At 51.4% G+C, this 12,634-nt stretch carries 10 protein-coding genes; 5 read left to right on the top strand and 5 right to left on the bottom strand.

Going from position 1 to position 12,634, the window contains the following annotated elements; all coding sequences use genetic code 11:
* The first annotated feature begins 270 nt into the window (after window positions 1–270).
* Genes AC286M_RS01735 through AC286M_RS01725 form a run of 3 tightly spaced genes read left to right on the top strand, consistent with a single transcriptional unit; the run spans window position 271 to window position 3,381 of the window.
* Window positions 271–1,950 (top strand): TnsB C-terminal domain-containing protein, encoded by a 1,680-nt coding sequence (locus AC286M_RS01735; RefSeq protein WP_488202749.1) that lies wholly within the window; start codon window positions 271–273, stop codon window positions 1,948–1,950.
* 42 nt (window positions 1,951–1,992) lie between these two features.
* On the top strand, window positions 1,993–2,838 hold the full coding sequence (locus AC286M_RS01730) for a TniB family NTP-binding protein (RefSeq protein WP_488202748.1): 846 nt from the start codon (window positions 1,993–1,995) through the stop codon (window positions 2,836–2,838).
* Window positions 2,839–2,859: 21 nt separating this feature from the next.
* Complete coding sequence (locus AC286M_RS01725; RefSeq protein ID WP_488202747.1) at window positions 2,860–3,381, top strand: TniQ family protein; 522 nt, start codon at window positions 2,860–2,862, stop codon at window positions 3,379–3,381.
* Window positions 3,382–3,383: 2 nt separating this feature from the next.
* On the opposite strand, the gene AC286M_RS01720 is transcribed toward AC286M_RS01725, so the two are convergent.
* Window positions 3,384–3,698, bottom strand: coding sequence for a hypothetical protein (locus AC286M_RS01720; RefSeq protein WP_488202745.1), 315 nt, complete (start codon window positions 3,696–3,698; stop codon window positions 3,384–3,386).
* 666 nt (window positions 3,699–4,364) lie between these two features.
* Here AC286M_RS01720 and AC286M_RS01715 point away from each other — a divergent pair.
* Window positions 4,365–5,500, top strand: a protein-coding gene (locus AC286M_RS01715; protein ID WP_488202746.1) for an IS630 family transposase whose coding sequence is annotated in 2 segments (ribosomal slippage) — window positions 4,365–4,797 and window positions 4,797–5,500 — 1,137 coding nt in all. Because the reading frame shifts where the segments join, the coding sequence is not laid out codon by codon here.
* A 1,243-nt stretch (window positions 5,501–6,743) separates the two neighbouring features.
* Here the strand turns inward: AC286M_RS01715 and AC286M_RS01710 are convergent.
* Window positions 6,744–7,879, bottom strand: a protein-coding gene (locus tag AC286M_RS01710; protein ID WP_488202746.1) for an IS630 family transposase whose coding sequence is annotated in 2 segments (ribosomal slippage) — window positions 6,744–7,447 and window positions 7,447–7,879 — 1,137 coding nt in all. Because the reading frame shifts where the segments join, the coding sequence is not laid out codon by codon here.
* A gap of 666 nt (window positions 7,880–8,545) precedes the next feature.
* Between AC286M_RS01710 and AC286M_RS01705 the strand changes: the two genes are divergently transcribed.
* Window positions 8,546–8,860 (top strand): hypothetical protein, encoded by a 315-nt coding sequence (locus AC286M_RS01705; RefSeq protein ID WP_488202745.1) that lies wholly within the window; start codon window positions 8,546–8,548, stop codon window positions 8,858–8,860.
* Window positions 8,861–8,947: 87 nt separating this feature from the next.
* On the opposite strand, the gene AC286M_RS01700 is transcribed toward AC286M_RS01705, so the two are convergent.
* The 3 genes from AC286M_RS01700 to AC286M_RS01690 all read right to left on the bottom strand — a co-directional run bounded on the left by AC286M_RS01700 (window position 8,948) and on the right by AC286M_RS01690 (window position 11,975).
* On the bottom strand, window positions 8,948–9,385 hold the full coding sequence (locus AC286M_RS01700) for a TniQ family protein (protein ID WP_488202744.1): 438 nt from the start codon (window positions 9,383–9,385) through the stop codon (window positions 8,948–8,950).
* Between the two features lie 73 nt (window positions 9,386–9,458).
* Window positions 9,459–10,253, bottom strand: coding sequence for a TniB family NTP-binding protein (locus tag AC286M_RS01695; RefSeq protein ID WP_488202743.1), 795 nt, complete (start codon window positions 10,251–10,253; stop codon window positions 9,459–9,461).
* Window positions 10,254–10,295: 42 nt separating this feature from the next.
* Entirely contained in the window at window positions 10,296–11,975 is a 1,680-nt protein-coding gene (locus AC286M_RS01690; protein WP_488202742.1) for a TnsB C-terminal domain-containing protein, read from the bottom strand.
* Window positions 11,976–12,634: the final 659 nt, after the last annotated feature.

Raw genomic sequence — 12,634 nt, 5'->3', positions numbered from 1 at the left:
AATGGCCATAGGTGCTAGAAGTACGCTATATCAAGGGTTTCAGTTGATTGGTGTTGAATTAAGCGGGATCGTTAGGGTCGATTTTTGAAGGCTGAGGCTGAGGCTAAACCGTTTATATTACGAGAGTTTCGAGGTTTTGATGGCAAATAACGTGGCACGAGTTGGATGACAAAAAGCGTGGCACCGGAGCGAGGCTGGTAAAGAAGGGTGAAGAGGATGTGCTGCGGTTGATGAAGAGCATTTAACGTAGCGGCATCAAATTTCTAAGTGATGACAAATAACGTGGCACATGAGAGTAGCGAAAAAAGTGAACCTCTGGCCCTGCCGCAACTAGAGGCGCTGTCTTCTGAAGAACGCCGCCGCCTAGAGGTCATTCAACGTTTAGAGAGCCATCGGGGGCAATCCACGTATCGAGAGGCCGAGACCGAAGCGGCGGCCACCCTGAACCTGAGTGTGCGGAACATCAAGCGCTTAGTGCGTCAGTATCGCGATCGCGGTATCGCGGGCCTGAAACGCCAACCTCGGGCGGACGAAGGCCAATCGAAAGTGGATGAGCGCTGGCAGAAATTCATCCTGGAGACCTACCGCAAAGGCAACCGAGGCACCCGCCAAATGAGCCGCGCCCAAGTGGCCAAACAGGTGGAAAGCCACGCCGCCGAACTAGCCACCACTGATTATCCGAGCCGCCGCACGGTCTACCGCATCCTGTCCCCCATCATCGAACAACAAGAACAGAAACAGAAAAAGCGCTCGATTGGCTGGCAGGGCGAGCAGCTCCATCTGACTACCAAAGCCGGTATCGAGATTGCCGTTGAATATAGCAATCAGGTGTGGCAATGCGATCACACCCCTGCCGACATCTTTGTCGTCGATAGCCACGGTGACCCCCTTGGTCGCCCCACCCTGACCACCGTCATTGATACCTACTCCCGGTGCATCATGGGGATTTACCTGGGCCTGGAGCGTCCCAGTGCAGCTGTCACCGGGCTCGCTCTGCGCCACGCCATCCTGCCCAAACAGTACCAACGGGGCTACGAACCCCAAAATTTGTGGGAGAGCTACGGCGTTCCCCAATACCTCTATACCGATGCCGGTTCCGACTTCACCTCCGCCCACATTGACCAAGTGGCTAGCCGCTTCGGCATCGTCCTGTGCCTACGTCGCCGTCCTGCCGAAGGCGGTATCGTCGAACGGCCCTTTGGCACCCTCAACCGAGAATTCTTCGCCACCCTACCGGGCTATACTACCGCTGAAGCCAAGTCCCACCTGAAATCCATCAAAGCGGATGCCTGCCTAACCCTAGAGCAACTCGAGGGCTTGCTGATCCGCTACATCGTGGATAACTACAATCAGCAAATCGATGCCCGCGATCGCCAACAGCGCCGGATTGATCGATGGCGATCGGGCCAGATGGCCCGAGGCGTGCCTCCCGAGGAGCGCGAACTGGATTTACTGCTGATGCGCCAGAGTCGTCGTCGGGTTTACCAGGGCGGCTACCTGCGCTTTGCCAACCTGATTTATCGCGGTGAATACTTGGCTGGCTACGTCGGAGCTGAAGTGGTCTTGCGCTATGACCCCCGCGACATTACCACTGTTTTGGTCTACCAACCCCAGGGAGCCCACGATGTCTTTCTGACCCGTGCTCACGCCCAAAACCTGGAAACCGAACGCTTGTCGCTCGCCGAAGCCAAAGCGATCAGTCGGCGCTTGCGCGAGGCGCGTACCGAGATTACCAATCAGTCAATCCTCAGCGAAATCCGCGATCGCGTGCAGTTTATCGACGAGCTGCTGTCAGAACCCTCTCAGCCCTCTCAACCCCCTCCTGTCGAGTGCGACGACGCCACCACCTCTGCTGAGGAAACCAAACCTGAATCGTCCCAGACCCCTAAGCCCTTGCCTGCCATTCGAGTCTACGACTACGAGCAACTGCGTCAAGAGCATGGCCTTTAAGTGCTACCCAATGACTGACGTTCTATTCTGGAGCTTCTACCGATGTCTAAAACCCCTGATTCTGACCCCAGTGATGCCAATAACCTCAATATCGCCATTGCCGATACCAATGAACGCATTCGACAACTGGGTCGGCGTCGCGTCCTGGAATTGCCTCAGATGGTGGAATTTCATACCTGGCTAGACGGTAAACGGCTGGCCAGACAATCCTGCCGTGTTGTCGGTGAATCGCGGACGGGCAAGACGGTGAGCTGTGATACCTACCACCTCAAATCCAAAGTGACGCAGCGGCCAGGGGAAGCTCCCATCATTCCGGTGATGTACTGGCACTGCCGTGAGAATCTCTCTGTCAGTAGCCTGTTTGTCGGCCTGCTAGAGAGTCTTCAGTATCAAGCCACGCGAGGGCGCGTCCCCGAACTCCGTGAACGGGTTTACCACGTGCTCCGGAGTTGCCAGGTGGAGATGATTATCTTCGACGAAGCCCAACGGGTATCCGCTCAAGCGATGTCTGAAATCAGAGACATCTCAGACATTTTAGAAATTGCGGTGGTGTTGGTGGGCACCAATCGCCTCAATGCGGTCATCAATCGAGATGAACAAGTGCTCTATCGATTTTTATCGGCCTATCGCTTTGCTCGACTCGGAAGTGAAGAACTTCAGGAGATGACAGCCCTCTGGGAAGAACATGTTTTGCAACTACCGGAACCCTCGAATCTAGCTAACCCGAAAGCGCAGAGCTTGCTGCTCCAGGCCACACGCGGTTATATCGGTGTCCTGAATCAAATCCTCTGTGAAGCGGCGATTCGGACCTTGCAACGGGGGCAAAAACGCATTGAGTTGCCCTTACTGAGACAGGTGGTGAAAGAATGCTCATTGGCGGTTAAGTAAGGACGAGGACTGATGCCGCTAATGAAAACCTCCTCACAGTCCTCAGTCGAGCCTTGGCTGTTTCAGGTCGAGCCCTACCCGCAGGAAAGCTTTAGCCACTTCCTGGGACGTTTTCGGCGAGCGAATCATCTCAGTAGTGCTCATCTGGCCGCGATGCTGGGAGTGCGATCTCATGTCGTCGCTTATTGGGAAAGCCCCTCTCGTCAGCGGCGACCCGACCCCTCCCAGCTGCAACAACTCTCGCAATTCACGGGTGTGGAGATCGCCCAACTCCAGTTAATGTGGTTATCATCCGACGTCCCGTTATGTTGGCCCACGCGGTTGTGTCCTGACTGCTACGCTGAGGCTCCCTGGCATCAACTCACCTGGCAACTGGCCGACCAACTCCATTGCGAAGTCCATCAGCGATCGCTGTTATCGCAGTGTCCTCGCTGTCACCATGCCTTTCAACTGCCTAGTTATTGGGCAACAGGCCAGTGCGATCGCTGCCAGCTTGCGTTTGTACAGATGCGGTTTTACCAGGCCGCTGCCGAAACAACTTGAAGCTAAGGGGCCAATTTAATGGACCAGATCACCTCACGTCCTGCCACTGGCTCGTGAGTTTGTTGAAACTGTCGCTTTTGCTGCTTCAAGCGTTGTTCTTGTTCAATGATGTTACTTGGGTAATCCCACTTGCCGGGAGTTAGCCGACGAAAGATGAGAGCCTGCTGATGTTGGAATTGAGAAGCCTCTTGAGTCATGCAGGCATCAAAGAAAGCCGGTTTCAGGGCCTCAATTTGGGATTCGAGTTGAGCGAGTTGTCTTCGGAGGGCCACCATTTGGTCAATCACATCGCTAGGCTTAGCCGCTGTTGTGTTCATAGATGCACCAAAGCATTTCGTTGCTCATCATGATAGGGGTGAGGCAGAATCCCTCATCCCAGTCTGGTTATTCTGACCACTACTACAACACATTGAGATCGCTATGCCCTAACGGTTGAGATCGTGCTTTTGAATCAGTCTGTTGAGGCAGTCAGCACCAGGACCTTAGCGGAATAACCCAAGTGCGATCGCAGGACAGAGATCGCACTTGGTGTGATTATCTGTCCTGCCACGATAAATGCCCGAAAGAGTGTGTCACGATATTTGGGCTTATTCCAACATTAGGTGATGATCTAAGAAGCTGATCAGGAAGAGGATCGGAAGATTTTGAGCGTCGATTCGATGTGCGATCGTAACCTATGCAACCTCCCTCGCTGTTGATCAAGAGTGAGTTCGACTGTGGGTTATGGTATGAGTCTGCAATTCTATGCTGTGCGCCCTCTTATCTTATCTTATCTTATCTTATCTTATCTTATCTTATCTAATTGTTTGATTCGGACTTAACTTTAGAGACGCCGCAATCGCAGAGAATCCAGGCTATCCAATGAGTTCATGTTCTGAAGTAGAAGAGTGTATCCGCACGACTTTAGTTAGTTGCTACTAGTGGTGCGTCAACAAATAGATGACGGCCAGCTAAAGTAAGAAAAACACCTCTTACTTTCGGTCATGGTCAAGAAATACATCGTGGATTTGAGTGCTGAAGAACGGACTTACTTAGAACAGTTCGCGACAACGGGCCGTCGCGCGGCGGATCACATTACCCGTGCGCGCATTCTGCTCAAAGCCGACTGCAATCAACCCAACGGCAGTTGGTCAGATCAGGCGATTGCGACGGCCCTCGACGTCGGGGTTCGCACGGTCGAACGCGTCCGCCGTCGCTTTGTGGAGTTCGGGCTGGAGGCATCATTAGTGCGACGCACCGGGGGTGGACGGAAACAAAGCTGCTTGAATGGCGAACAAGAAGCCCATTTGATTGCCTTGGTCTGTAGTGAGGCTCCGGCGGGTCAGGCACGGTGGACATTGCGCTTGCTGGCAAGTCACATGGTGCAACTCGGCCATGTTGAGAGCGTGAGTCATGAAACCATTCGGCAAACGCTGAAAAAAACGAATTACAGCCTTGGAAACAAGACTGCTGGGTAATTCCGCCAGAACAGAATGCCGAATTTGTCTGCCAAATGGAATCCGTGCTGGAAGTTTACCAGCGCCGCTATCACCCTGACTTCCCCATCATCTGCCTTGACGAAGCGATGAAACAGCTCGTCAAAGAAACCGTCGCACCAGTGCCGGCACAACCGGGACAGCCACAGCGACAGGATTTTCAATATGAGCGCAACGGCACCGCCAATCTATTCATGTTATGTGAACCGATAGCGGGGTGGCGACACGTTGAGGTGACGCGACAGCGCACCGCTGTTGATTATGCTCATTTGCTCAAAGATGTTGTCGATCTGCATTATCCCGATGCCCTGCTCATCACGGTGGTGCAAGACAATCTCAACACCCATACACCCGCCTCTCTCTACAAAGCCTTTGAACCGGCCGAGGCGCGTCGCATTCTCAATCGCCTGGAATTTTGCTATACCCCTAAGCACGGCAGTTGGTTGAATATGGCCGAGATTGAGTTGAGCATTCTGGCTCGTCAATGTTTAGACCGACGCATCGCTGAATTTGAACCCCTGCAACGTGAAGTTTCAGCCTGGGTAGAGACCCGCAATCAGCAGCAAACGTGGATTGATTGGCGCTTCACCACCGAGGACGCACGCATTAAGTTGAAACGACTTTACCCGTCAATTAATTCTTGACTAACCACTAGAAGCTCTCTGGTTACCAACAAGCGTTAGAACCAATGATAGAAGCAGCCAAAGACTCCCATCGGCGATCTCATCCTCTGCCAAGAGCACACATTCTAGACAAATGTCATTCAATTGTCGACCTGCGATCGCCGATGTTGAGCGAAGCGATCAAATTGCTGAAGTCAGGAAGCTAAAAGAATATAGGCTTTGGTGATTTGAAGGCTGGAATGAGCTGATGACCTGTCAGAAGCCTGTTTTTGTGCAATGCTGATGTATCTCAAACGGGTTCTGAATTGGATGTAGGATTGAAGCTTTTGAGTGATGTACTATGAGCTCCTTCACTGCTGTCTTCTTTCTTTACCATTCATTTTATTCTTGATTGAATTATAGCCTTTCTTATCTTTTAAGTAATAATAAATTTATAGATAAGGATGTGTAGGTAAGCATGAAGATAGAATATTTTTGTAGCTGAAAGGCTTGCACAGTAACGTTTTTAGGGCGTTTGTTTTGAACACGAGTGGCAATCTTGAGAATGTTTCCATGCACACCAAAAGATAGGATAAGATGTTTAGAGATAAGAATAGACAGGATAAGTAAGATAAGGATAATGGATAAGATAAAAATAGTATCTGATACTATTTTTATCTTATCCATTATCCTTATCTTACTTATCCTGTCTATTCTTATCTCTAAACATCTTATCCTATCTTTTGGTGTGCATGGAAACATTCTCAAGATCGCCACTCGTGTTCAAAACAAACGCCCTAAAAACGTTACTGTGCAAGCCTTTCAGCTACAAAAATATTCTATCTTCATGCTTACCTACACATCCTTATCTATAAATTTATTATTACTTAAAAGATAAGAAAGGCTATAATTCAATCAAGAATAAAATGAATGGTAAAGAAAGAAGACAGCAGTGAAGGAGCTCATAGTACATCACTCAAAAGCTTCAATCCTACATCCAATTCAGAACCCGTTTGAGATACATCAGCATTGCACAAAAACAGGCTTCTGACAGGTCATCAGCTCATTCCAGCCTTCAAATCACCAAAGCCTATATTCTTTTAGCTTCCTGACTTCAGCAATTTAATCGCTTCGCTCAACATCGGCAATCGCAGGTCGACAATTGAATGACATTTGTCTAGAATGTGTGCTCTTGGCAGAGGATGAGATCGCCGATGGGAGTCTTTGGCTGCTTCTATCATTGGTTCTAACGCTTGTTGGTAACCAGAGAGCTTCTAGTGGTTAGTCAAGAATTAATTGACGGGTAAAGTCGTTTCAACTTAATGCGTGCGTCCTCGGTGGTGAAGCGCCAATCAATCCACGTTTGCTGCTGATTGCGGGTCTCTACCCAGGCTGAAACTTCACGTTGCAGGGGTTCAAATTCAGCGATGCGTCGGTCTAAACATTGACGAGCCAGAATGCTCAACTCAATCTCGGCCATATTCAACCAACTGCCGTGCTTAGGGGTATAGCAAAATTCCAGGCGATTGAGAATGCGACGCGCCTCGGCCGGTTCAAAGGCTTTGTAGAGAGAGGCGGGTGTATGGGTGTTGAGATTGTCTTGCACCACCGTGATGAGCAGGGCATCGGGATAATGCAAATCGACAACATCTTTGAGCAAATGAGCATAATCAACAGCGGTGCGCTGTCGCGTCACCTCAACGTGTCGCCACCCCGCTATCGGTTCACATAACATGAATAGATTGGCGGTGCCGTTGCGCTCATATTGAAAATCCTGTCGCTGTGGCTGTCCCGGTTGTGCCGGCACTGGTGCGACGGTTTCTTTGACGAGCTGTTTCATCGCTTCGTCAAGGCAGATGATGGGGAAGTCAGGGTGATAGCGGCGCTGGTAAACTTCCAGCACGGATTCCATTTGGCAGACAAATTCGGCATTCTGTTCTGGCGGAATTACCCAGCAGTCTTGTTTCCAAGGCTGTAATTCGTTTTTTTCAGCGTTTGCCGAATGGTTTCATGACTCACGCTCTCAACATGGCCGAGTTGCACCATGTGACTTGCCAGCAAGCGCAATGTCCACCGTGCCTGACCCGCCGGAGCCTCACTACAGACCAAGGCAATCAAATGGGCTTCTTGTTCGCCATTCAAGCAGCTTTGTTTCCGTCCACCCCCGGTGCGTCGCACTAATGATGCCTCCAGCCCGAACTCCACAAAGCGACGGCGGACGCGTTCGACCGTGCGAACCCCGACGTCGAGGGCCGTCGCAATCGCCTGATCTGACCAACTGCCGTTGGGTTGATTGCAGTCGGCTTTGAGCAGAATGCGCGCACGGGTAATGTGATCCGCCGCGCGACGGCCCGTTGTCGCGAACTGTTCTAAGTAAGTCCGTTCTTCAGCACTCAAATCCACGATGTATTTCTTGACCATGACCGAAAGTAAGAGGTGTTTTTCTTACTTTAGCTGGCCGTCATCTATTTGTTGACGCACCACTAGTAGCAACTAACTAAAGTCGTGCGGATACACTCTTCTACTTCAGAACATGAACTCATTGGATAGCCTGGATTCTCTGCAATCGCGGCGTCTCTAAAGTTAAGTCCGAATCAAACAATTAGATAAGATAAGATAAGATAAGATAAGATAAGATAAGATAAGAGGGCGCACAGCATAGAATTGCAGACTCATACCATAACCCACAGTCGAACTCACTCTTGATCAACAGCGAGGGAGGTTGCATAGGTTACGATCGCACATCGAATCGACGCTCAAAATCTTCCGATCCTCTTCCTGATCAGCTTCTTAGATCATCACCTAATGTTGGAATAAGCCCAAATATCGTGACACACTCTTTCGGGCATTTATCGTGGCAGGACAGATAATCACACCAAGTGCGATCTCTGTCCTGCGATCGCACTTGGGTTATTCCGCTAAGGTCCTGGTGCTGACTGCCTCAACAGACTGATTCAAAAGCACGATCTCAACCGTTAGGGCATAGCGATCTCAATGTGTTGTAGTAGTGGTCAGAATAACCAGACTGGGATGAGGGATTCTGCCTCACCCCTATCATGATGAGCAACGAAATGCTTTGGTGCATCTATGAACACAACAGCGGCTAAGCCTAGCGATGTGATTGACCAAATGGTGGCCCTCCGAAGACAACTCGCTCAACTCGAATCCCAAATTGAGGCCCTGAAACCGGCTTTCTTTGATGCCTGCATGACTCAAGAGGCTTCTCAATTCCAACATCAGCAGGCTCTCATCTTTCGTCGGCTAACTCCCGGCAAGTGGGATTACCCAAGTAACATCATTGAACAAGAACAACGCTTGAAGCAGCAAAAGCGACAGTTTCAACAAACTCACGAGCCAGTGGCAGGACGTGAGGTGATCTGGTCCATTAAATTGGCCCCTTAGCTTCAAGTTGTTTCGGCAGCGGCCTGGTAAAACCGCATCTGTACAAACGCAAGCTGGCAGCAATCGCACTGGCCTGTTGCCCAATAACTAGGCAGTTGAAAGGCATGGTGACAGCGAGGACACTGCGATAACGAGCAATCGCTGATGGACTTCGCAATGGAGTTGGTCGGCCAGTTGCCAGGTGAGTTGATGCCAGGGAGCCTCAGCGTAGCAGTCAGGACACAACCGCGTGGGCCAACATAACGGGACGTCGGATGATAACCACATTAACTGGAGTTGGGCAATCTCCACACCCGTGAATTGCGAGAGTTGTTGCAGCTGGGAGGGGTCGGGTCGCCGCTGACGAGAGGGGCTTTCCCAATAAGCGACGACATCGAATCGCACTCCCAGCATCGCGGCCAGATGAGCACTACTGAGATGATTCGCTCGCCGAAAACGTCCCAGGAAGTGGCTAAAGCTTTCCTGCGGGTAGGGCTCGACCTGAAACAGCCAAGGCTCGACTGAGGACTGTGAGGAGGTTTTCATTAGCGGCATCAGTCCTCGTCCTTACTTAACCGCCAATGAGCATTCTTTCACCACCTGTCTCAGTAAGGGCAACTCAATGCGTTTTTGCCCCCGTTGCAAGGTTCAGAATCGCCGCTTCACAGAGGATTTGATTCAGGACACCGATATAACCGCGTGTGGCCTGGAGCAGCAAGCTCTGCGCTTTCGGGTTAGCTAGATTCGAGGGTTCCGGTAGTTGCAAAACATGTTCTTCCCAGAGGGCTGTCATCTCCTGAAGTTCTTCACTTCCGAGTCGAGCAAAGCGATAGGCCGATAAAAATCGATAGAGCACTTGTTCATCTCGATTGATGACCGCATTGAGGCAATCGGTGCCCACCAACACCACCGCAATTTCTAAAATGTCTGAGATGTCTCTGATTTCAGACATCGCTTGAGCGGATACCCGTTGGGCTTCGTCGAAGATAATCATCTCCACCTGGCAACTCCGGAGCACGTGGTAAACCCGTTCACGGAGTTCGGGGACGCGCCCTCGCGTGGCTTGATACTGAAGACTCTCTAGCAGGCCGACAAACAGGCTACTGACAGAGAGATTCTCACGGCAGTGCCAGTACATCACCGGAATGATGGGAGCTTCCCCTGGCCGCTGCGTCACTTTGGATTTGAGGTGGTAGGTATCACAGCTCACCGTCTTGCCCGTCCGCGATTCACCGACAACACGGCAGGATTGTCTGGCCAGCCGTTTACCGTCTAGCCAGGTATGAAATTCCACCATCTGAGGCAATTCCAGGACGCGACGCCGACCCAGTTGTCGAATGCGTTCATTGGTATCGGCAATGGCGATATTGAGGTTATTGGCATCACTGGGGTCAGAATCAGGGGTTTTAGACATCGGTAGAAGCTCCAGAATAGAACGTCAGTCATTGGGTAGCACTTAAAGGCCATGCTCTTGACGCAGTTGCTCGTAGTCGTAGACTCGAATGGCAGGCAAGGGCTTAGGGGTCTGGGACGATTCAGGTTTGGTTTCCTCAGCAGAGGTGGTGGCGTCGTCGCACTCGACAGGAGGGGGTTGAGAGGGCTGAGAGGGTTCTGACAGCAGCTCGTCGATAAACTGCACGCAATCGCGGATTTCGCTGAGGATTGACTGATTGGTAATCTCGGTACGCGCCTCGCGCAAGCGCCGACTGATCGCTTTGGCTTCGGCGAGCGACAAGCGTTCGGTTTCCAGGTTTTGGGCGTGAGCACGGGTCAGAAAGACATCGTGGGCTCCCTGGGGTTGGTAGACCAAAACAGTGGTAATGTCGCGGGGGTCATAGCGCAAGACCACTTCAGCTCCGACGTAGCCAGCCAAGTATTCACCGCGATAAATCAGGTTGGCAAAGCGCAGGTAGCCGCCCTGGTAAACCCGACGACGACTCTGGCGCATCAGCAGTAAATCCAGTTCGCGCTCCTCGGGAGGCACGCCTCGGGCCATCTGGCCCGATCGCCATCGATCAATCCGGCGCTGTTGGCGATCGCGGGCATCGATTTGCTGATTGTAGTTATCCACGATGTAGCGGATCAGCAAGCCCTCGAGTTGCTCTAGGGTTAGGCAGGCATCCGCTTTGATGGATTTCAGGTGGGACTTGGCTTCAGCGGTAGTATAGCCCGGTAGGGTGGCGAAGAATTCTCGGTTGAGGGTGCCAAAGGGCCGTTCGACGATACCGCCTTCGGCAGGACGGCGACGTAGGCACAGGACGATGCCGAAGCGGCTAGCCACTTGGTCAATGTGGGCGGAGGTGAAGTCGGAACCGGCATCGGTATAGAGGTATTGGGGAACGCCGTAGCTCTCCCACAAATTTTGGGGTTCGTAGCCCCGTTGGTACTGTTTGGGCAGGATGGCGTGGCGCAGAGCGAGCCCGGTGACAGCTGCACTGGGACGCTCCAGGCCCAGGTAAATCCCCATGATGCACCGGGAGTAGGTATCAATGACGGTGGTCAGGGTGGGGCGACCAAGGGGGTCACCGTGGCTATCGACGACAAAGATGTCGGCAGGGGTGTGATCGCATTGCCACACCTGATTGCTATATTCAACGGCAATCTCGATACCGGCTTTGGTAGTCAGATGGAGCTGCTCGCCCTGCCAGCCAATCGAGCGCTTTTTCTGTTTCTGTTCTTGTTGTTCGATGATGGGGGACAGGATGCGGTAGACCGTGCGGCGGCTCGGATAATCAGTGGTGGCTAGTTCGGCGGCGTGGCTTTCCACCTGTTTGGCCACTTGGGCGCGGCTCATTTGGCGGGTGCCTCGGTTGCCTTTGCGGTAGGTCTCCAGGATGAATTTCTGCCAGCGCTCATCCACTTTCGATTGGCCTTCGTCCGCCCGAGGTTGGCGTTTCAGGCCCGCGATACCGCGATCGCGATACTGACGCACTAAGCGCTTGATGTTCCGCACACTCAGGTTCAGGGTGGCCGCCGCTTCGGTCTCGGCCTCTCGATACGTGGATTGCCCCCGATGGCTCTCTAAACGTTGAATGACCTCTAGGCGGCGGCGTTCTTCAGAAGACAGCGCCTCTAGTTGCGGCAGGGCCAGAGGTTCACTTTTTTCGCTACTCTCATGTGCCACGTTATTTGTCATCACTTAGAAATTTGATGCCGCTACGTTAAATGCTCTTCATCAACCGCAGCACATCCTCTTCACCCTTCTTTACCAGCCTCGCTCCGGTGCCACGCTTTTTGTCATCCAACTCGTGCCACGTTATTTGCCATCAAAACCTCGAAACTCTCGTAATATAAACGGTTTAGCCTCAGCCTCAGCCTTCAAAAATCGACCCTAACGATCCCGCTTAATTCAACACCAATCAACTGAAACCCTTGATATAGCGTACTTCTAGCACCTATGGCCATTATCCTGGCACAATCTTGACAATTATCGTGGCACACGACATCAATACTATTTTTATCTTATCCATCATCCTTATCTTGCCTGTTCGCCCTATTTTATCCCTATTTATCTTATCCTATCTTTTGGTGTCAAGCATGGGAACATCCTCAAGATCGCTACTCAAGTTCAAAACAAACACCCTAAAGTCGTTGCTGTACAAACCTTTCAGCTGCAAAAATATTCTATCTTCATGCTCTCTCCATGCTTACCCACGCGTCCTTATCTATAAATCCATTACCGTCTAAAAGATAAGAAAATCCATAATTCAATCAAGAATAAAATGAATAGTCAAAAAAGAGGACAGCAGTGAAGGAGCTCATAGTACATCACTCAAAAGCTTCAATCCTACATCT

The organism is Thainema salinarum CENA647, from assembly GCF_057732415.1.
Note: the sequence above shows the minus strand (reverse complement) of the source record. Positions and strands in the feature narration are given on the sequence as shown.